The sequence below is a fragment of the Aeromonas sp. s12 genome (assembly GCF_040907925.1).
In the GTDB taxonomy this organism is placed as follows: Bacteria; Pseudomonadota; Gammaproteobacteria; order Enterobacterales; family Aeromonadaceae; genus Aeromonas; species Aeromonas veronii.
Genome location: NZ_JBFOCT010000024.1, coordinates 16,761 through 36,826, shown reverse-complemented (window position 1 = coordinate 36,826; position 20,066 = coordinate 16,761). Strand labels below are relative to the sequence as shown.

General features: G+C 61.9%; 19 protein-coding genes. 8 read left to right on the top strand and 11 right to left on the bottom strand.

What is annotated here, in order from left to right; all coding sequences use genetic code 11:
• Positions 1-90: 90 nt before the first annotated feature.
• Together AB5Y67_RS11895 and AB5Y67_RS11890 are read left to right on the top strand one after the other, a co-directional pair.
• Positions 91-2,850: a collagenase gene (locus tag AB5Y67_RS11895; RefSeq protein ID WP_199427724.1), complete on the top strand. Its 2,760-nt coding sequence runs from the start codon at positions 91-93 to the stop codon at positions 2,848-2,850.
• 187 nt (positions 2,851-3,037) lie between these two features.
• The gene (locus AB5Y67_RS11890; RefSeq protein WP_199427723.1) at positions 3,038-3,985 is read left to right on the top strand and encodes a vancomycin high temperature exclusion protein; all 948 of its coding nucleotides are present in this window, start codon (positions 3,038-3,040) and stop codon (positions 3,983-3,985) included.
• Between the two features lie 84 nt (positions 3,986-4,069).
• On the opposite strand, the gene AB5Y67_RS11885 is transcribed toward AB5Y67_RS11890, so the two are convergent.
• The 3 genes from AB5Y67_RS11885 to AB5Y67_RS11875 form a co-directional block, all read right to left on the bottom strand.
• On the bottom strand, positions 4,070-4,684 hold the full coding sequence (locus AB5Y67_RS11885; protein WP_199427722.1) for a superoxide dismutase: 615 nt from the start codon (positions 4,682-4,684) through the stop codon (positions 4,070-4,072).
• Between the two features lie 17 nt (positions 4,685-4,701).
• Positions 4,702-5,181, bottom strand: a complete 480-nt coding sequence (locus AB5Y67_RS11880) for a hypothetical protein (protein ID WP_005354955.1) — start codon at positions 5,179-5,181, stop codon at positions 4,702-4,704.
• A gap of 175 nt (positions 5,182-5,356) precedes the next feature.
• Positions 5,357-6,373 (bottom strand): chemotaxis protein, encoded by a 1,017-nt coding sequence (locus tag AB5Y67_RS11875; RefSeq protein ID WP_005335957.1) that lies wholly within the window; start codon positions 6,371-6,373, stop codon positions 5,357-5,359.
• 201 nt (positions 6,374-6,574) lie between these two features.
• Here AB5Y67_RS11875 and AB5Y67_RS11870 point away from each other — a divergent pair, with 201 nt between their 5' ends.
• Positions 6,575-7,294 (top strand): SDR family NAD(P)-dependent oxidoreductase, encoded by a 720-nt coding sequence (locus AB5Y67_RS11870; RefSeq protein WP_199427721.1) that lies wholly within the window; start codon positions 6,575-6,577, stop codon positions 7,292-7,294.
• On the opposite strand, the gene AB5Y67_RS11865 is transcribed toward AB5Y67_RS11870, so the two are convergent.
• Positions 7,281-9,347: a tRNA(Met) cytidine acetyltransferase TmcA gene (locus AB5Y67_RS11865; RefSeq protein ID WP_368207806.1), complete on the bottom strand. Its 2,067-nt coding sequence runs from the start codon at positions 9,345-9,347 to the stop codon at positions 7,281-7,283. The two genes, AB5Y67_RS11870 and AB5Y67_RS11865, sit on opposite strands and share 14 nt — an antisense overlap.
• Positions 9,344-9,655, bottom strand: coding sequence for an HlyU family transcriptional regulator (locus AB5Y67_RS11860; protein ID WP_199427719.1), 312 nt, complete (start codon positions 9,653-9,655; stop codon positions 9,344-9,346). Before AB5Y67_RS11860 ends, AB5Y67_RS11865 begins: the two co-directional genes overlap by 4 nt.
• A gap of 136 nt (positions 9,656-9,791) precedes the next feature.
• On the opposite strand from AB5Y67_RS11860, the gene AB5Y67_RS11855 reads away from it, so the two are divergent.
• From AB5Y67_RS11855 to AB5Y67_RS11845, 3 genes are all read left to right on the top strand, one after another.
• Positions 9,792-9,998, top strand: coding sequence for a bacterioferritin-associated ferredoxin (locus AB5Y67_RS11855; RefSeq protein WP_005335965.1), 207 nt, complete (start codon positions 9,792-9,794; stop codon positions 9,996-9,998).
• 144 nt (positions 9,999-10,142) lie between these two features.
• Positions 10,143-10,619, top strand: a complete 477-nt coding sequence (gene bfr, locus AB5Y67_RS11850; protein ID WP_005354959.1) for a bacterioferritin — start codon at positions 10,143-10,145, stop codon at positions 10,617-10,619.
• Positions 10,620-10,803: 184 nt separating this feature from the next.
• The gene (locus AB5Y67_RS11845) at positions 10,804-11,262 is read left to right on the top strand and encodes a methylglyoxal synthase (protein ID WP_005354960.1); all 459 of its coding nucleotides are present in this window, start codon (positions 10,804-10,806) and stop codon (positions 11,260-11,262) included.
• An 89-nt stretch (positions 11,263-11,351) separates the two neighbouring features.
• Here the strand turns inward: AB5Y67_RS11845 and AB5Y67_RS11840 are convergent, their stop codons facing one another.
• Positions 11,352-12,503, bottom strand: a complete 1,152-nt coding sequence (locus AB5Y67_RS11840; protein ID WP_199427718.1) for an iron-containing alcohol dehydrogenase — start codon at positions 12,501-12,503, stop codon at positions 11,352-11,354.
• Positions 12,504-12,646: 143 nt separating this feature from the next.
• Positions 12,647-13,102, bottom strand: coding sequence for a hypothetical protein (locus AB5Y67_RS11835; RefSeq protein WP_019446593.1), 456 nt, complete (start codon positions 13,100-13,102; stop codon positions 12,647-12,649).
• A 473-nt stretch (positions 13,103-13,575) separates the two neighbouring features.
• On the opposite strand from AB5Y67_RS11835, the gene AB5Y67_RS11830 reads away from it, so the two are divergent.
• Complete coding sequence (locus tag AB5Y67_RS11830; protein WP_199427717.1) at positions 13,576-15,048, top strand: C69 family dipeptidase; 1,473 nt, start codon at positions 13,576-13,578, stop codon at positions 15,046-15,048.
• Between the two features lie 61 nt (positions 15,049-15,109).
• Here the strand turns inward: AB5Y67_RS11830 and AB5Y67_RS11825 are convergent, their stop codons facing one another.
• Genes AB5Y67_RS11825 through AB5Y67_RS11815 form a run of 3 tightly spaced genes read right to left on the bottom strand, consistent with a single transcriptional unit; the run spans position 15,110 to position 16,712 of the window.
• Positions 15,110-15,856 (bottom strand): SDR family oxidoreductase, encoded by a 747-nt coding sequence (locus AB5Y67_RS11825; protein WP_199427716.1) that lies wholly within the window; start codon positions 15,854-15,856, stop codon positions 15,110-15,112.
• Positions 15,857-15,913: 57 nt separating this feature from the next.
• A complete protein-coding gene (locus AB5Y67_RS11820; protein ID WP_199427715.1) occupies positions 15,914-16,159 on the bottom strand; it encodes a DUF3624 domain-containing protein in 246 nt (81 codons plus the stop codon).
• 31 nt (positions 16,160-16,190) lie between these two features.
• Positions 16,191-16,712, bottom strand: coding sequence for a GNAT family N-acetyltransferase (locus tag AB5Y67_RS11815; protein WP_021231662.1), 522 nt, complete (start codon positions 16,710-16,712; stop codon positions 16,191-16,193).
• 186 nt (positions 16,713-16,898) lie between these two features.
• Between AB5Y67_RS11815 and AB5Y67_RS11810 the strand changes: the two genes are divergently transcribed.
• On the top strand, positions 16,899-18,338 hold the full coding sequence (locus AB5Y67_RS11810) for a RimK family protein (protein ID WP_199427714.1): 1,440 nt from the start codon (positions 16,899-16,901) through the stop codon (positions 18,336-18,338).
• An 83-nt stretch (positions 18,339-18,421) separates the two neighbouring features.
• On the opposite strand, the gene AB5Y67_RS11805 is transcribed toward AB5Y67_RS11810, so the two are convergent.
• Positions 18,422-20,050, bottom strand: a complete 1,629-nt coding sequence (locus AB5Y67_RS11805; RefSeq protein ID WP_199427713.1) for an alpha-amylase family glycosyl hydrolase — start codon at positions 20,048-20,050, stop codon at positions 18,422-18,424.
• Positions 20,051-20,066: the final 16 nt, after the last annotated feature.

Here is a 20,066-nt window from a genome sequence, read left to right as displayed (position 1 = left end):
TTAATTGGCAATTGATATCCCTTTGGAACTGGTTAAATTGCCTTGCGATTACTCGCAAGACAATACACAAACAAGAACAAAGGGATAAAAATGAACCGTTCAGGTACCGGGTGGCTGCTGCTGGCAGGCCCCCTGCTTTTGGCTACATCCTCGGCGCAAGCCAACTACTCCCCCAATGACTGGCAACAGTATCGGCTGACTGGCGAATCGAGCCGGCAACTGGCCGCTCGCATCACCGAGATCACCTACGAGCTCAAGGCGCGCAGCAGCAATGCTCCTTACCAGCAGCTTAGGGTCTACCGTCGCTTCGACTGGCAGAGCAGCGATCTCGCCGCACTGGCCGAGCAACAGTGTGGCGAGCCGCAGCTCAAGGTAGATGCGGGCTGGCAGATCCGCTTCGTGCGCTGTGAAGATCGGATTCCGGCGGGCAAGCTCATTCCCGCCAGCAGTTATGACTTTGGTTATGGCCTCAAGCAGGGTCGCTGGGAGCAGCTGGCGGGCACGCCGACCGCCCAGCGGCAGGATCGTCTGCCGCTGCCGCAAGCCATCATCCTGGGTCAGAGCGAAAGGGAGCTGGATCGCTGCGAACTCAACGCGCGGGGCCGCTGCGCCGAGTCGGAGTGGCACTATCAGCCGCAGGATTGGCAGCAGTTGCAGGTACTTGAAGAGACCCCGAGCGAGCGGGATGGCCGGTTGGAGCAGATCTTCTTCCGTCTGCAACCGGTGGCAGGCAGTCAGGCTGCCGCTCAGGTCAGCGAGATCCACGTCTGGCGCCGCTATCAGTGGCAGCTGGATCAGCTCACGCCTCAGCAGGAGTGTGATGAGCCGCAGGAGCGCAAGGAGGGGAGCAACACCATCCGCTATCGCATCTGCCGTCAGGTGATCCCCGCAGGCAGCGAGGTTCAGGTAACGTTGCAAGATAGCGGCTACCAATACCCGGTCGCCGGCGGCGAGTGGCAACCCCTGCCAGAGAGCAAAGAGTGGCAGGAGAGCCGGGTGCTCAATCGCCCCATCGTGCTGGCCAGCAAGGAGGAGCAACTGGAGTGCCGCCGCGCCAACGGTCGCCTCTGCTCCGAGCCAGAACAACCTGATGTAGATCTGCTCGACAGCGATGCAGCCAAACTGGTGGCTGACGTGAGCGGCCAGAACAGCCCTGCCTGGCAGGCGGATTACGGCCACGATGACGCCAAGCTGATGGCGGTGGTGCGCGGCATGCGTGCCCTGCTGGCGGCCAACCAGCCGACCCATCCGGCAATGGACAAGCTGCTCTACTATGTGCGCGCCCACAACTACCACGGCGGCGTTGGCAAAGAGAGTGATCAGCCCGCCCGGGCTCTGGCCGGGGTGATGATTGATCTGCTCAACCACCCATTGCTGCTGGGAGCTGAACCGCAGGATCAAGCTGGCACAGTGCTGGAAGCCTGGAGCGTGGCGGCGCAGGGACAACTTGGCCAAGCCGCCTTCCGCCAGAGTGCCGCCCCCATGCTGACCCAGCTCAACCAGGCGCTCGGCTATGCGGTGCAACATGCGGCGCAGATCAATGGCCACAAACCCTGGGCCGATGGCCTGTTCGAGCTGCTCAATCTGGTCGATCAGAGCGCCTCTTACGGTCAGCAGGCTGACTTCAGCGCAGCTGTGCTGCAACAGGAGGCGGCATTGCGCCAGAGCCTGCTGCAACTGGGCCTGAGCGAGCTGGCCCTCTGGAAACAGCGCGATGGCTCACGGGATCTGTTTATCTTCAACAACATCCTCGATGCCCATAGCCGTCTCTACCAGATGATGCGCTACCTCCATCACACCAGCCCGGATAAGGCGATCGCCTATCGCCAACAGCTGGATCGCGATGTCATCGCCATCATGCGCCAGCAGGGGCTGGTCCCGGGCGGCCAGCATCCGGCTGCCATGCTGGAAGAGGTATCCCTGACCCTCTCCAGCTACTACCTCACCTACACGGATCGCACCAGCGAAGCCTGTGTCAGCGGCGAGTTCGCCGGGCTTTGTACCCCGATCCGCATGGAAGATATTCTGCCGTTCGAGCACACCTGCTCACCCACCCTGCGTCTGCGCGCCCAGGATCTGACTCAGGCTCAGGCCGAAGGGATCTGCCGCGAGCTGGGTGATGAAGAGCAGCGCTTCCACCAGCAGATGGAGACTGGCTGGCAACCGGTGGCCGATGATCACAACGAGGCGCTGGAGCTGGTGATCTTCAACTCCTCCGCCGACTGGGGCCGCTACGGCAGCGCGCTGTTTGGTGTCTCCACTGACAATGGCGGCATCTATATCGAGGGGGATCCGGCTCGCCCCGGCAATCAGGCCCGCTTCTTCGCCTATGAGGCGGAGTGGAAACGCCCTGCCTTCCAGGTGTGGAACCTGCGCCACGAGTACGTTCACTATCTCGACGGCCGCTTTAACCAGTACGGCAGCTTCGGCCACTATCCGCTCAACCGCACTACCTGGTGGGCAGAGGGGATTGCAGAGTACATCGCCCACGGCCAGTGCTTTGCCCGTGGTCTGGATAACGTGGCAAACCGCCCTGCCAACCAGCGCCCGACACTGGCGGCGATCCTCCACCTTGACTACGAGCAGGGTGGCGAGATGGTCTACTCCTGGTCCTATACCGTGCACCGCTTCCTCAACGATACCGGTCGCGGCGCCAGCTGGCTGGCGCTGGCACAGGCGCTGCGCAATCCGGATCGGCAGCAGGCGATGAGCGACTTCGAAGGGGAGCTGGACCGGCTGATCGCCAACGACAGCGACGCCTATCGGGCGTGGCTCGCCCGGGATCTGCTGCCCTGGTGGCAAGCCAACAAGGAGTCAGACGCCTGCAAGGGTAACGACTCCGCCCACTGATAGACCTTCACCGACCAGAGGGGCTGCCACCGCAGCCCCTCTCTTTATCCTCCCGCTCTCCCGGCCTATGCTGCGACAACCTCTGCCCGAATGAGGTGCCCGCCCGTTATCAAGCCTGACGCCAGCGGCCGAGTTGTAATAGAATGCCGATAGCCACTCCCAACTTCAGACCCTGACCGCACCGCGCATGAAGAAGTTTGCCAAGATCCTCCTCGCCTGCCTCGTTTTGCTGCTGGCCCTGATTGCCATGCTGCTGGGCTACAGCGAGTGGATCGTCTCGGATGCCCGTCACTACACCTACGATCAGGTGGACAAGGTGCCCTACAACCGGGTTGCGGTGGTGCTGGGTACCTCCAAATACCTCTCCGGTGGCGGCCCCAACCACTACTTCAAATACCGCATCAAGGCGGCGGCCGAGCTCTACAACAATGCCAAAGTGGACTTCATCATCGTCTCCGGTGACAACGCCACCGTGCAGTACAACGAGCCACGCCAGATGCGCCGCGCCCTGATCAAGGCGGGCATCCCCGCCTCCGCCATCTATATGGATTTCGCCGGATTCCGCACCCTCGACTCAGTGGTTCGCGCCAAAGAGGTGTTCGGCCAGGAGCGCTTTACCGTGGTCTCTCAAGGCTTTCATAACGAGCGGGCGATTTTCATCGCTCGCCATTTCGGTATCGATGCGGTCGGCTTCAATGCCGAGGATCCCAGCGCCTATCAAGGGATCCGCACCCGGGTGCGGGAAGTCTTTGCCCGCCTGATGGGGTTGCTCGACCTCTATGTGCTGGACAAAGGGCCCAAGTTCCTCGGCGCTCCTGTGCCCATCGGTCTGCCTGTGCCTTGCCAGTCACTGAGCACCATCGGCAGCCTGCAACCCTGCCTCAAACAGCCCAAACCGGCGGTGGATGAGGCCAAGCCAGCGGCAGTATCTGCCGCGGTTGCCACCGAGTCGGCTACTCCATCAGCCTCGGCCGCGACTGAACAAGTCACTCCTGCTTTATCCGCAGCGGCAGCCACTGAGCCGGTCACTCCCGCCAACCCCGCGGCACAAACCACCGCCGAGATGCCCAGCGCGGCCTTGCCCACATTGCCGATGACCCCTTCAGCCGCCAGCGTCAGCACTGCCACACCATAAACAGACGACCCGCCAACTGGCGGGTCTTGTTATTACAGCGCGGATTGTGGCGGTGAGCCTGCACACCCATACCCAGCGACCAGGTCAGCCTCGCGCCGCCTGATAGCGGCGGGCCACTTCGGCCCAATACACCACCTGATAGAAGGCTGCGATATAGTCAGGACGCTTGTTCTGGTACTTGAGATAGTAGGCGTGCTCCCACACATCCAGTCCCAGGATCGGGGTATGGCCATGCATCAGGGGACTATCCTGATTGGCACTGCTCTCCACCTGCAATCTGCCCGCCTTGTCCACCACCAGCCAGGCCCAGCCGCTACCAAAGCGGCTCAGAGCCGCCTGAGTGAAAGCCTGCTTGAAGGCATCGAATCCCCCCAATTCCCGCTCAATGGCCAGAGCCAGCTCACCACCCGGCTCACCGCCCCCCTGCGGGCTCATCACCAGCCAGAACAGGTAGTGATTGGCATGGCCGCCGCCATGGTTGCGTACCGCACCCTGCAAGGTGGCGGGCAAAGTATCGAAGCTGCGCAGCAGCTCCTCTACCGGCAGTGCGGCCAGCTCGGGCGCCGTTTCCAGTGCGGCGTTGAGGTTGTTGATATAGGTCTGGTGATGACGGCTATGGTGGATCTCCATGGTCAGTGCATCGATATGGGGTTCCAGTGCGTCGTAGGCATAGTTCAGGGCAGGCAGGGTATGGCTCATGATGACCTCTGTTCGGATTAATGGAGCCGGGATGAGGGCTCGCTCTGACACAGGCAGTGACCGAGCGAACGCATGATCCCGGCGTGGCTGCCGTGGCGCTGTACGAACGTCAGCAACTCGGCACGGGTTGTGCGGGTATGGCGCAAAGCAGCCTCTCGCAGGCGAGAGGAGCAAGCGGGGGAGTGACAGGTTGCCAACAGGCAGTCGTGCACATAGCAGAGCAGGTCGGCGGCGCGATCGGGCAGAGTCATGGCCACCAGCAGATCCGCCAGATTGTGGTGAGCCACCACCAGCGCCGCCACCGCCTCATCGGCGTCATGCCACTGCACCAACTGCTGACGAGCCAGCCAGAGCGCCTGCTGATAATGAGCCAACGCCTGATGATACTCGCCGCAGTCAAACAGCCGGTTGCCCTCTCGGGTCTGCTGTTTCCAGTGACTCATGCTGCTGCCACCTTCGGTCGACTCGACCCACCCCTTCACCCAGGTTGCTGTCATATGCTTCACACCAACAAATGATAATAATTATCATTACATGAATCGTATCCGGGAGACAAGGGGCGTCGGGATCGCAGCAAACAGCCAAAACAGCGCGGCCACTCCTTGGCAAGGAGTGGCCGCTTGAGGCAACCGGTCAGTGGATTCGACCGGCCAATGGCAAGTTAATGGCAGGTCAGATGTTGTTGGCGGGCGAAGGCGGGGCAATCCCCAGCAGCATATGGTCCATCATCCCCACCATGCGCCCTATCTCGGGCTTGGTGATGGTATCGTTGGCCCCCAGTTGCAGCGCTTTCTGGCGGTTGTCATCGCTCATCAGGGAGGAGAACATCACGATGGGCATCTCCTTGTAGGAGGGGGTATCCCGCAGACGCTTGAGCAGGTGCATGCCATCCATGCGCGGCATCTCCACATCGGTGATCACCGCATTGACGAAGCCGGTCACCGGCATTCTCTCCTCCTGGGCCAGGCGATCGAAATCCGTCATCATCTCCAGCCCCTCTCCCCCATCCTTGGCCGTGATCACGTTGTAGCCAGCGGTGCGCAGGGTGGTTTCGATCATCTTGCGGATAAAGGCCGAGTCGTCCACCACCAGAATGGTTTTGCCCTGGCGCAGCGCCATCATGCGATCGTCGATAAGCACCTTGCGATCCTGGGTGACGTCGTACTTCTCCATGCTGAGCTCGGGGTTGATATCGGCGATGATCTTCTCGAAATCGAGGATCATGATGAGGTTGCCATCGCGCCTGACCACGGCCACCACGCAGTCGTTCTCCCCCGCTTCCAGAAACTGGCTGGGGGACTCCACATCCTCCCAGGAGACCCGGTGGATCCTGCTGACGCTATCGATCAGAAAGCCGTTGGCCATCTTGTTGAAGTCGGTGACGATCACCACCTTGTGGCTGGGGTCAGGGTTGGTCTTGATGCCGAGCCAACCCGCCAGATCCACCAGCGGGATGAGGCGATCCCGCAGGGAGAAGACCCCCACCATATGGCGCTGGGCATTGGGGTAATCTGTGGTCTCCGGCACCCGGATCACCTCGCGCACCTTGGCGACGTTGATCCCGTAATAAGCGGTTTTTTCACGGCCGTCCGGTAGCTGCTTCTTGAGGTGAAACTCGATGATCTCAAGTTCGTTGGTGCCACTTTCGGTCAGGATAGATTTACGCTCTTCCCCATCTTTGGACATCATGGTGACTCTCATTCTGGTTGCGCGGGCAGCAGACCGCTGCGGTTTTCCCTCAGTATAGGAATGGAATTCACCCAACGGCTCGGATCTCGGCAAGATTGCAGCGTTAACCGCTTGATCCCGCAGGCTGGCACGATCGTATCTGCCACTCAGGACAATATTGGCAGATGGTGAAATCCATCATGTACTCACAAGGAGCCTGAGATGAGTGAAGGTATCGTCGTGATTGGCGCTTCTGGCGGGATCGGGGCGGCTCTGGTGACACACTGGTTGGTGGCGGGTGTTGGGCCAGTGATTGCCATCAGCCGTCAGCCCGCACCAGCAGGAGCCTCTTCGCCGGCCCTGCACTGGCTATGTTGTGACTACAGCGATGAGCAGATGACAGAAGTGGTGGCCCGCATCGCGGAGTTGGCGCCGAAACCACATCGGGTGGTGATCTGCAACGGTATTCTGCATCAGGGGGAAATTCAGCCGGAGAAACGGCTCGAAGCAATAAATCTCGATGCCATGACCCGCCTCTACCAGACCAACGCCTTGCTGCCGCTGCGCTGGATCAGCCAGTTGTTACCGCTGTTTGGCCGCGAGCCTTGCACTTTGGCCGTTCTCAGCGCCCGGGTCGGCAGCATTGGCGACAACCGGGCTGGCGGCTGGTATGGCTATCGCGCATCCAAGGCCGCCCTCAACATGCTGCTCAAGTGTGCCGCCATCGAGCTGGCCCTGCGGGCCCCCGGCGTCAAATTGCTGGCCTTCCATCCCGGCATAGTGGATACCCCACTCTCCCGTCCGTTTCACGCCAATGTACCGCCAGGAAATGTGCAGAGTCCCGAGCTGGTAGCCGACCATCTGATTAACCTGATGAACCGGCTGCAACCGGATGGCGAGCTGAGCTTTCTCGACTGGCAGGGCAAACCTATCGAGTGGTAGAGGAACTCAAAAGACGCGCCAACAGCGCCCGCAACCTCTTGATCACGGCGGGCTTGCCCGCCAGTTGCAACCTAGCGGCCAGTCTTCCCCAGTCGGCATATTGCCAGATGGTGGCAATCAGCAGATAGCGCTCTTCAGGAGTCAGTGAACCCAGCCCAGCCAGATGGCGCGCCAACCACAACTGCAGGCTGGATTGGCTCAGTTCAAACGGCTTGTGATGCAGGGCAAAGCACCCAACCTCATCGCGCTCGAACTCGTCAAGCTCAGCCGCGGTGACGGTGCTGCCTTGCAGACATTGCCATACCAGCTCGGGCTCCAATCCTTTCAGCTCGCCTGCCAGCAAGGTTGGCAACTGGCGTACGAAACGCTGCTGCCACCCGGCCAGCTCGGGCTCATGCTCGGGTTTCAGCACTTTGAGCAGCAGGGCTGCGTGGCAGCCGCTGGCGGCATCCCGTTGCAGACCGATGCGCAGCACCGTCAGTCCGGCCTTGCGCCAGAAAGGGAGCAGGTCGGCGCTGGCCGAAAAAGCCGAGCCGAGGTAGTCGGTGCCAATCTGGCGATAGTGCTCCTCAAGCTTGCCAAGCAGCAGCGACCCCAGCCCGTGGCGATGCAGCTCGGGATGGATGGCGATACGCATCACCCGGGCGTAGCTGCTCCCCCCCGCCGTTTTGAAACCGGCATGAGCCAGCAACGACTGGGGCAGCAGATGGCCGCGCGGACGGCGACGCCCGGCCCAGATCGCCTCGGCCAGTTCGGGCTCTATCTCCCCTTCCCGCGCCACCAGCGCCACACCCAGCAGGCTCGCATCCTGCTCCAGCAGATGGATGTCGAGATCCGGGCTCTCCAGCAGGGACCTGAGATCGCTCGGCGTGGTCTGGTAGTGAGCCAGCACCAGCAAGCCGAACAGCTGGTTGAGCAACGCCTCGTCGCTCGCCAGCGCCTCCTGACAGATAAGACGCCAGCTCGGGCTGGTCGGCGGCAAGGGAGTTGCCACTTCGGCATTGAGGCCGAGCAGGCGGAAAATCAGCGGCTCCAGCGGATCACGCTCACTCCATCGAATGGGTTCAGAGAGGCGGATCTCCTGCCACTCCGGGGTCTGGCTATCGAGCACCCGTTTGAAGCGCAGGTGAAAACCGCGCCCCGTCCCCTCGTAACCGTGCTCGGTGGTGGCAAACACGATGCGGCTGTGGCGGGCCAGCATGGCCTCAAGCAGCGGGGTCGGAATGGCGGCCGCTTCATCCACCAGCAGCAGATCGGGATTCATCGCCTCGTGCACCAGCCGATCCGGCGAGCAGTAGCTCAGTCCGGTCAGCTGTTCAGGCGTAGTATCTAGCCCGCGAGCGGCGTGGGCAAACAGGGTCGCCACCGTCGCCTGCGAGGGGGCCGTCACCACGATGTTCAGCGAGGGTTGCTGGCGCAGCAACTCGGCGGCAGCCAGCCCCAGCAGCGCACTCTTGCCACGACCGCGGTCAGCGCTCAGCACCAGCGGCCGACGGCGATGACCGTGCAACACCTTGTGGATGGCGGGCAGCGCCCGCGCCTGATCGCAGCTCAGCCTGCGTTCGGGCCCAAGCGGTTGCCACGGCTGTGAGCAAAGCGGCGGCTCCAGAGAGAGGGCTGGCTCACCTTCCAGCAACCGCACCAGTCGGGCGATAAAGCCGTGCCCGGCCCGGCCCACCTCCTCCGGCTGGGCCACCAGCCGGATCCGGTCAGGATCCGGCCATGCAGGCCACTGTGCTCTGGGCGGGGTCAGCAGCAGCAGCAAGCCACCGGCGCATAGAGTACCTGCCAGCGCTCCGAATGCGTCGGGGTGAAAGCCGCTAAAGGCATTGAACACCAGCGTGTCACACTCCTGACCGAGCCGCTGCAGCGCCTTGGCGGCGGGTTGCGGGGCATAACTCTCGGGCCCGGCACCCAGCCAGAAGACGGTCTCGCCGAGCAGGGATTGGGCGCGGGCAATGCAGTCGGCCTCCTCCCCCTCCAGCCAGATCAGGCGCCGCTCACCGGCGCGGGCCAGCGCCTCACGCAGCAGGGTGACCTCTTGCAGTGTCATGAAGCTTGGCTGTCAGCCGGTTTGCGGGGCTCGAACATGCGATCTCCCATCTGATCGATAAAGGTGTGGGCCTTCTGCACCATGAAACGTTCGGCATCGGCCGGATTGGCAAACAGATCGGAGCGGATGAAACGGTGGGTTTGCAGCACCCCATCCAGCTCCTTGGTGATGCGGCCCGCCAGCCGATACTGGCCACCTTCTGCCATGAGTTCCGGATAGATTAGATAGCCGGCATATTCGGTCGGGGTCACTTCCACAACCTTGGTCGGCTCGCCCCCGAACAGGGCGCTGAACAGTTTCTTGAGCATGGTGATCTCCTCTGGTTGCCAGCATTGTCCCCAAGGGGTTGCACAGTGGCAAGCAGGGGGTCTTATTACCAATGGTTATTTGCACTACGAACCATTCTCATTTAGATTTCATCTCATTCCACAAGAGGTGACCATCATGTACGTCTGTTTGTGCCGCGGCATCACAGATACCCAGATCCGCAAAGCGGTGCAGTCAGGTAAAAGCGAATTCCGCCAGCTCAAGCAGTCGCTCGAGGTGGGCGCCCAATGTGGCAAATGCGTGCGCATGACCATGGAGATCATTGCCGCCGAGCTCGACAAGATGGAGCAGGAGCAACCCGTGCTCTACTACGAAGTGGCCTGATCCGGACACCTCTTTTCTGATGCGACCCGCCAACAGGGTCCCCCCTTTTCTCAGGCGAGCTGGCTCGCCATACCTCTTGTTGTCACTTTTCTGGACTAAGCTCTAACGATCGAAGCCTCAGGCACGAACCAAGGAGCACTGTCGATGAAAGGAGATCCCAAGATCATTGCCCACCTCAACAAGGTGCTGGCCAATGAGCTGATTGCCATCAACCAATACTTCCTGCACGCCCGCATCTACGATGACTGGGGCCTCAAGGCGCTCGGGCACAAGGAGTATCACGAGTCCATCGATGAGATGAAACACGCCGACGAGCTGGTCAAGCGCGTGCTGTTTCTCGAAGGGCTGCCCAATTTGCAGGATCTGGGCAAGCTGCGTATCGGTGAAACGGTGGAAGAGATGCTGCGCTGCGACCTCTCGCTGGAGATGGATGCCATCCCCGACCTCAAGGTAGCCATCGCCTACGCTGAATCGGTGCAGGACTACATCAGCCGCGACCTGTTCCAGGAGATCCTGGAGGATGAAGAGGAGCATGTGGACTGGCTGGAGACCCAGCTAGACCTTATCGATCGCATCGGGCTGGAGAACTACCAGCAGTCGCAACTGCACCACGGCTCCTGAGCCAGCAGGCCAGCAAATAAAGAGACCCGCCAGCGCGGGTCTCTTTATTTGGACCGCCATATTTGAGTCACATGACCCGAAAACTTTTCGACAGGATCACAGTTAATACGCCCGACACAGCATCTGTCATGGCTTTCGATTAGGATACGGCTCTCTGCCAATAACAATGCTACGGACGATTTCCATGGAACAGATTGCACGCGAGATGGCGCCCCACAAACGGGTGGCACTGGTGGCTCACGACAACATGAAGACCCCTCTGCTGAACTGGGTGATGCGCCGCAAGGAGGAGCTCAAGCTCCACCATCTTTACGCCACCGGCACCACCGGCACCATGCTCGGCAAGCAGGCGCAGCTGCCCATCACCTGCCTCTTCTCCGGCCCGATGGGGGGTGACCAGCAGCTCGGCGCCCTGATCGCCGAAGGGAAGATCGACGTACTGATCTTCTTCTGGGATCCCCTCAATGCGGTGCCCCACGATCCGGATGTGAAGGCGCTGCTCCGCCTCGCGGCGGTCTGGAACATCCCGGTCGCCACCAACGAGGCGACCGCCGACTTCATCATGGACAGCCCCCATATGCGCCAGGCGTTCAGCGTACAGATCCCGGATTACGCCGGTTATCTGAAGGCTCGCACCGAGTGATCGGCTAACCCGTCATGCAAGAGGGCCGCAACAAGCGGCCCTCTTTAATTGGGAAAATGAATCAGCCAGGGACACAAACCGGCGCCGGCTTATAGCGCGCGGGCGAGAATGCGTGCCACCCGATCCGGGTCGATATCCTGCTGCTCACCGAGCGCGGTGCGCCCCACCCGCTTGAGGTTGGAGCAGACCGCCGGAATACAACTTTCGCTGAGGCCATAGTCAGCCAGCCGGGTACCCAATCCCATCTTCTGGAAGAACTGCTCGGTACGGATGATCGCCTCCTCGATGCGCAGGGCCTTGTCCTCGCGGGTCGAATGCCACACCCGCTCGGCAAACTGGGCCAGCTTGTCCTGCTTCTGGCTCGCCCGCTCACGGAGCAGTGAGGGGAGCACCACCGCCAGACTCTGGCCGTGGTCGAGCCCGTAAAGCGCCGTCAGCTGATGGCCGATGGCGTGAGAGGCCCAATCCTGCGGCACCCCGCAACCGATAAGGCCGTTGAGCGCCAGACTGGCCGCCCACATCAGATTGGCCCGCACCTGATAGTTGGTCGGCTCCGCCAGCGCCTTGGGGCCGTTTTCCACCAGCACCTGCAGCAGCCCCTCCGCCAGTCTGTCCTGAACCTCGCCCCCCACCGGAAAGGTGAGGTACTGCTCGGCGATATGGACGAAGGCGTCCACCACACCATTGCCGATCTGGCGCGGTGGCAGGCTGTAGGTGGTGGTCGGATCGAGCACCGCAAATTGCGGCTGCACCAGCGGGCTTCTGAAGGAGATCTTCACATCCCCCCGGCTCACCACCGAGGTGGGATTGTTCTCGGAACCGGTCGCCGGCAGAGTCAGCACGCAGCCCATCGGCAGCGCCTTGTGCACACTCGCCTGCTTGCCGCAGATATCCCAGGGATCATCCCCCTCGTAGCAGGCGGCCGCCGCGACAAACTTGGTGCCATCGACTACCGAGCCGCCGCCGACGGCTAGCAAGAAGTCGATGCGCTCGCGCTTCACCTGCGCCACCGCCTCCATCAACAGCTCGAATCTGGGGTTGGCGCCGATGCCGGAAAACTCCTGCCACGTCACCCCCTCCAGCGCACGGGTCAGCTGCTCATAGACGCCGTTTTGCTTGATGCTGCCACCGCCATAGAGCACCAGCAGCCGGCTGCCGGGCGGGATCAGTTCGGGCAGGCTGGCGATCTGCCCCTCGCCGAAACAGATACGGGTCGGATTGGCATATTGGAAGTTGTACACGGCGGACTCCTCGACTGGCTCAATGCGCGGACATTGTGCGCCTGTGGGGAGGGGAGGTCAAAAGAGGTGGCAGAAGCTTGCCCATCAGCGGTCGACACTGGCCCATCGGTGCCGACCGGGTAGATCTCAGAACGGCGGCAGGATCAGGCAGTTTTGGCCTCATCTTTGGATGAGCTCTTCTTGCCGGTCAGGCGATCCATCGCCTCCTTGAGCATCGCCTCTCGCTGTTCGTTGAGCGGCTTGCTCTGCTCCGCCCGCTCTTCCGGCGTCAGCTTCTTGTTATCGGCGATGGTCTTGAGCTTCTCTTCGATCTCGTTGAACTTCTTGCGATCGAAACCAAGCGCCTTGTCCACCAGCTGCTGCACCACGCCCCCCTTGTCGGAGCTCATATCCAGCGCCGGCGGCAGCTTGTTGTTCTTGGCCAGATGTTCGTAGGTCAGCACCTGCTGGGCCTGACCGGTCATGCGTTGGGTGGAGAGGCTGACCATCTCCTCCCAGCCACCACCCTGACCGCCGCTACTGGCACTGTTGAGGGTGGCGAGGGCGCGGTTGTTGGATGCGCTCTGGGCAAGCTGCTGGCTGTAGGGTTTGATATCCATGGGGGCTCCAATTCGGTGCGCATCTGCGGCAATGAGCACAGGCTGATCCGGTCACATGGGGCGTCAGGCCCCACCATTATCAATTAAACCAGCAAGTTACAGGCCAACTTGTCAGATAGTGCGAGATCCAGAGATATGGCGGATCTCACCACGTCCCCCACGCAAACTGGCGTCAGAATCATGACTCATCTGCTGCCGGTTCACGCTGTTTTGGCACATTTCGCCGTCCGCGCACCACAATGCCAGAGAAAAGTCAGGAACAGCAGCTCGATCACAAAATAAACAACCACTCAGGAATACAATTTTGGCGCACATCACAACCAGCCAGCCGTGTCATGGATGATCTGTTCGAAAAACCAATAACAGGCAGACCAATCTGCCGTGCTCGCTCCGCTGCCAGTTCGGAGTTGCAGCCTCCCCACACCTCATCCCCTCGTCTGACTCTCACTCACCGCAACCTTTCGGGCATAACTATGAAAAAACACACCTTGAGCCTTCTCTCCGCCACCCTGCTCACCCTGCTTGGCACCAGTGCCGACGCCTGTACCGGCCTTATCGTCGGCAAGGGAGCCAGCTTGGACGGCAGCGTAATGATCGCCAGAAACGAGGATTTTGGCGTCAACAACTGGAACAAGTACCTCGCCTTCCGGCCCGCGCAGCAGAACGAGGGCAAACTCTGGAAACTGGGCAACGGGCTGGAAGTGCCGATGCCCAAGGCGTTCTTAGCCTACTCCGCCATCCACGACTGGGATGCCACCACCAGCGATCCGGCAGGCAAATATTATGAAGAGCGCGGCATCAACGAGTTCAACGTCGCCATCTCGGCCACCACCAGTGCCGAGGTCAACGACAAGGCCCGGAAAGCCGATCCGCTGATCGAGAAGGGGGTCATCGAGGCCATCATCCCGACCCTGATCCTGCCGCAGGTCAAAACAGCCAAAGAGGGGGTCGAGCTGCTTGGACGCTATGTGGAGCAATATGGCGCCGGTGAGGGCAACAGCCTCTATCTGGCGGATGTGAACGAGGCCTGGCTGATGGAGATCGGCTCCGGCCACCACTGGATCGCGGTGCGAGTGCCGGACGACAGCTACGCCATGGTGGCCAACGGCCTGCGCATCCATGGCGTCAATCTCGACAGCGCCGATGTGCTGCACTCGCCCAAGCTGCTGGAGTTCGTGCGCGAGCACAAACTGCTGGATAACGCCGACCCGAAAGATTTCAACTTCGCCAAGGCGTTCGGAGTGATTGCCGATCCCTACAACGTGGATCGGGAGTGGCTCGGCCAGAAAATGCTGACTGCCTCCCACAAACAGGCGACCCGGCAGGCGCAATATCCACTGTTTATGAAGCCGGATGCCCCCATCGCCGTGCCGGACGTGGCCAGGCTGCTGAGCGCCACCTATGAGGGCACGCCGCTGGCGGGCAAGGCGGAGCGGCCGATCCGCGTCGATCGCCAGCTGGAATCCCACGTCATCCAGTTGCGCAAGGAGATGCCCAAAGAGCTGCAGGGATTGATCTGGCAGAGCTATGGCGTGCTGGCCGAATCCGTGATGGTGCCGCTCTACAACACCCTGGAATCCTACCCCCTGCCCTATCGCACCGGTAGCGACAGCTACTCCGATGATTCCGCCTACTGGCAGTTCCGCAGCCTGACCGCGCTGGCCAGCGCCGATCCGGACAAGTACCTGCCGCTACTGCGCAGCGTCTGGAGCAAGGAGAGCCGCAAGCTCTACAAGGAGGTAGCGCTGTTCGACAAGAGCCTGAAACAGGCCTACGCCAGCGACAAGGCTACCGCCATCGGGCTGGCCGCCGACTACTCCTATGGCCAGTTGGAGCAGACCTATCAGATGGCCAAAGATCTGCGCTACAAGCTGATGACGGATCTCACCAAGCGCACCGAGAAGAAGTATTCAGAGGAAGAGTTCAAGAAGATCATGAGCCTATGAACGGCTCGCCAATGCAAAGAGGCTCCCTTGGGAGCCTCTCTTATTTCATCCGCAGCAGCCATCAGCGACGGCTGATATGGAGCGGGCCGAAGGTCTGCGCCACCGGCATGATCTCGATGCTGTTGATGTTGACGTGGGCCGGTTGCTGGCTCACCCAGAGCACGGTATTGGCGATATCTTCCGGCTGGATCGAATCCACCCCCTGATAGACGGAGGCCGCCTTGGCATCATCACCGTGGAAGCGCACGTTGGAGAACTCGGTGCCGCCGCACAGGCCCGGCTCCACGTTGGTGACGCGGATGGCGGTACCCGCCAGATCGGCGCGCAGGTTGAGGCTGAACTGCTTCACGAACGCCTTGGTGGCGCCGTAGACGTTACCACCCGGATAGGGGTAGGTGCCGGCAATCGAACCGATGTTGATGACGTGACCGCGATTGCGCGCCACCATGCCCGGCAGCAGCAGTCGGGTGAGCAGGGTCAGACCGCTGATGTTGGTGGCGATCATCTGCTCCCAATCTTCCAGATCCGCCTTGTGGGCCGGCTCCAGCCCCAGCGCCAGACCGGCGTTGTTGACCAGCAGATCCACCTCGCACCACTCGGCCGGCAGAGCGGCGATGGCAGCGCGGGTGGCCGCCTTGTCCTGCACGTCGAACGCCAGCGGCAGGAACTGCGCGCCCAGCTCGTCGGCCAGTGCGGCCAGCCGCTCGGCACGGCGACCGGTACCGATCACCTTGTAGCCCGCCTGCACCAGCTGGCGGCTGATGGACTCACCAAAACCGGACGAGGCGCCCGTTACCATTGCAATCATCTGAACCTCCATTATCTCAACCGATATTGTTATTTATGTTGTTGAAACCAATATGATTTATTCATCGCTCAATTCACGTCCGGTCGCCTTGCGCCAGACAAATACCGCCAGATGGAGCAGCAAAAGGGCCGAGCCACCCAGCGCAAACAGCAGGCCGGTGAGGGCGTTGACCGAGGTGTCGGCACCAAACCACCACCAGACCAGCCAACCGACCATGCCGATGGCAAAGGTCTGGCCGGCGCAGACCGGACAGCGCCCCAGCTTGGCCCTGATGGCGGTGGCAAGACAGTTGTCGCAGCTCATCCTGCTCCTCTATTCTGCTCGTTCAACATGATCAGTTGGCCTGTGAAGAGGGCTTGCGCGCCTGAGTGCGAGCCACTCTGCGCCGCTCACGCTCCTCGTCGCTCACCAGCGGCAGCACCAGCCGGTGGGCGTGCTGGTCGCGGCCATAGTAGTCCGCCAGCCGCTGCTGGGGACGAAATCCCAATCCCTGATAGAGCGCCAGCGCCTCTTCGTTGGCGTCCCCCACTTCGAGACGAATCGCCCCCCAGCCAGCGGCCTTGCCCTCGCGGATCACCTGCTCCAGCAGGCGGCGGGCCCAGCCCAGACGGCGCACCGTCCAGCGGATGGCCAGCGCCTGAATGACCAGCCGATCCCAGCCTCTGTGCTCCAGCAGGCAGAGATAGCCCATCAGCTGATGTTTCTCATCCAGCAGTAACAGGGTGCGCCCCTTGGCATGGGCCAGCAGATAGTGCCAGCGGCTGCGGCCGAAGGCGACTTCGGGGGGAAAACAGTAGCGTTCCAGATTAACGATGGCGCCCAGATCATCGGTTCGGGCCGCTCGTACGGTCAACACGGGGAGTCCTTGTTCGGTTATTTATCCTCAGCACCAAAAATGCGACTTGTATCACAAGTTACCAAGGCGTCATATTAGGCACTGTAACCTCTTGTTTCCCCTCGCGCCATTGTCGTGCTTGTCGGTGCATCGAAGCCCACTGGGGATCCTGCCTGTTCAGGCAGTCTGATCTGTGGAGCCGAAAATATGAGTACCTATGTCATCGTCGAAGAGCTGGGCGACTGGCCTTGCCATGCCGATTATCTGCTGACCGCCCGCACCTATCTGCAACATGGCGTGCCGACCACCGGCGGCCGACCCCGCATCATCAACCTCTGCCGCAATCTGGAACACCTTAGCGCAGGCTACTACTGTTCGCTGCTGGCCCAGGCACGCGGCCACCACTGTCTGCCGGGTCTGCAGGCCATCAGCAGACTGCAACCCCAGCAGCCACCGGCCAAACTGTGGCGCAAGGCACAGGGGTGGCTGGCCCAGCAGAGCGAGGATCGGATTAGAGTGCGCGCCATCTTCGGCCAGTGTGAACAGAGCGAGCTGGCGGGGCTGGCCCGCTACTACTATGGCCTGAGCCAGCTGCCGCTGCAGGAGCTGACCCTCAAGCGCGGCCGCCACGGCTGGTCCGTGCGCCAGCAGCAGAGCCTGTCACCGCTGGAGCTGAGCCCAAGCGAGAAAGAGTTAATGCTGCACCACGCTCAGGCGCTGGTGGGGACCGGTGATGAGGAGCAGGCGGCGCCGCTCTACCAGCTCGCCATTCTGGTCGACCCCGATGATGGCCGTGCCAGCAGTGACGGGCTGGCGCTGGAGCGCTTTATCCGTGCTGCTGCAGCCCAAGGCATCCGGGCCGAGATCCTGCCACCGTCGGCCATCGAGCGGCTGCCGGAGTTCGACACCCTCTGGCTGCGTGCCGAAACCGCGGTCGGCCACTACACCTTCGAATTTGCCCATCGCGCCGAACAGCTCAAGATGCCGGTGATCGACAGCTCCCGCGCCATCCTCGCCTGCAGCAACAAGCTCTACCTCTACGAGCTGATGGTGCGCAGCGGCGTGCCCATGCCGCCCACCATGGTGGTCACCCGCCGCGGCCGCCACCATGTGGATGAGCTGGTACAGCGGCTCGGCCTGCCGCTGATGGTGAAGGTGCCCGACGGGGCGCAGGGGCGGGATCTGGCCATGGCCAGCGACGAGCAGCAGCTGGCTCGCCTGCTGGACGAGGGGCTGGGGAGATCCGCCCTGCTGCTGGTGCAGAGCCGGATCCCCGCCGAGTTCGACTGGCGCATCGGCTTTCTCGATGGATCTCCGCTGTTTGCCTGCCGCCGTTTCCGGCCCGAGCCCGGCAACCGCATCCGCCGCCGCAAGCACCCTCTCGACATGAGCCGGATCGAGGCGCTGCCGCTTAACGAGGTGCCGGAGCGGGTACTGCAGACCGCCCGCCGCGCCGTCCATCAGCTCGGCAATGGCCTCTACGGGCTCGACTTGCGCCAGCAAGGGCGTGACTGCGTGCTGCTGGAGATAGTCGACAACCCCTGGATCCGCGGCGATATCGAAGACAAGGAGGCGCAAGATCTCTACGAGCGACTGGCCCGTGCCTTCCGCCAGCGGCTGGAAAACCGGGGCCAGAGCACCGCATAACCCGCCATGACTTTGTCACCCACAATGACAGAGAGGGCCCCGCGATGGGGCCCTCTCTCATATCAAAGCGTGCTGTGGCTGACTTATTGCAGACGCAGGAAACGCCCGCTCAAGGGCGGTATCTCCACCGTTACGCTGCTGCCGCCGATAGCCAGACTCTCGCCACTTTGCAGATCCACCAGCGCGCTGCCGCTGCGCAGTTTGCCCGTCGGCAGGTTGTAGCTGAGCGCCGTGGTGGAGAGGTTGAGCAGGTAGACTATCTGCTCCCCCGCCGTCTGCTTGATGTCACCATAGAGGCTGCCCTCGGCCACCAGTTTGACTCGCTCCCCCTGATAGAGGGCGGGGTGCGCTGCACGCATCGCCAGCAACTGGGCCAGCCACTCTTTCAGCTCGGCCTGTTCGCTACCCGGCACAAAACCGGTGACAGCGGGCACCTTGCCATCGCTGCGGGCCACATGATCGTCGCACAAGCCCTGTGCCGCACAGTCACCGCTGACCTTGGCAGCAAAACCCGGCACCTCATCGCCAAACTCCTCGCCATAGTAGAAGGTGATGGGGCCGGAGCGGGCAGCGAGGAAACTGAAGGCCGCCTTGTGGCGCTGCCAGTACTCGGTCGACTTGAAATTGCCACGCTCCAGCAGATCACCAAAACGCACCAGATCGTGGTTGCCCAGCATCAGGTTCGGCATGGCGTGATTCGGGTAGTTCTCCACCTTGTTCCAGCTAGCGTCAAGCACGCTGGCCCCCTGGCCGCCCTTGCCGGACTCCTCCACCGCCAGCGCCTGCACGATGCCGTAGCGCAACGGGAAGTCAAAGGCTGAGGAGAGCGCCGGATTGTCGCTGCTACCGTAAGCCTGGGCGCGAATGTCATCAGCACCCTTCCACACCTCGCCCACCATGTAGCCAAGGGTGCCCCACTGCTGACCGGCGGCCTTGCGCGCCGCGCTGGCCTGCTCCACCTCGCTGCGAATGGCGCGCCAATCATCCAGCCCAAGCTGATAGGCCTGATCGAGGCGCCAACCGTCAATACCGTACTGCTCGACCCAATAGCGGGCGACCTCCTTGAAGTAGGCGAGGCTCTCCGGCTTGCTGTAATCCACCAGCTGGCCGGGATAACCCGCACCGCCGCTGGTGAGGGCTGGCAGACGCCCCTCTGGCGAGGGCTTGCTCACCCCCACCTTGTTGACGTGGCCAAACACCCCGTCGAGGAAGACGTAGAGGCCGCGCTGATGCGCTGCATCCACCAGCTGTTTGAGCTTGGCATTGCTGCCAAAGTTGGGATCCACGGTAAAAAAGTCGCAGGCGAAGTAGCCGGTGGCATCGAGCTTGTTATCACCGCCTTGCCCCGCGCAGGAGTCGAACACCGGGGTGAGCCAGATAGCGTTGACGTTGAGACTCTTGATGTGGTCGAGACTGTCGATGATCCCCTGCAGATCGCCGTTGTGCTGGGAGGGGCCATAGCCGACGCCGTAGTTGGCACTGCCGTCACCATCGGCAAACGACTCCACCATTACCTGATAGATGCGCAGGTTGCAGGCGGGTTGATCGTCGCCATAGCAGGCACGACTGGCCGTGGCGACCGGAGGGTGGGTGACCGGCGGATTGACGACGGGGGGAGAACTCTCCCCACCTGAACTACCGCTGCCGCCGCAAGCCGCAAGTAACAGGGCGGCCCCGAGCAGGCCGCCATAGCGTAACGTTCCCTGTTTCATTGTTATGTTCCCGCTG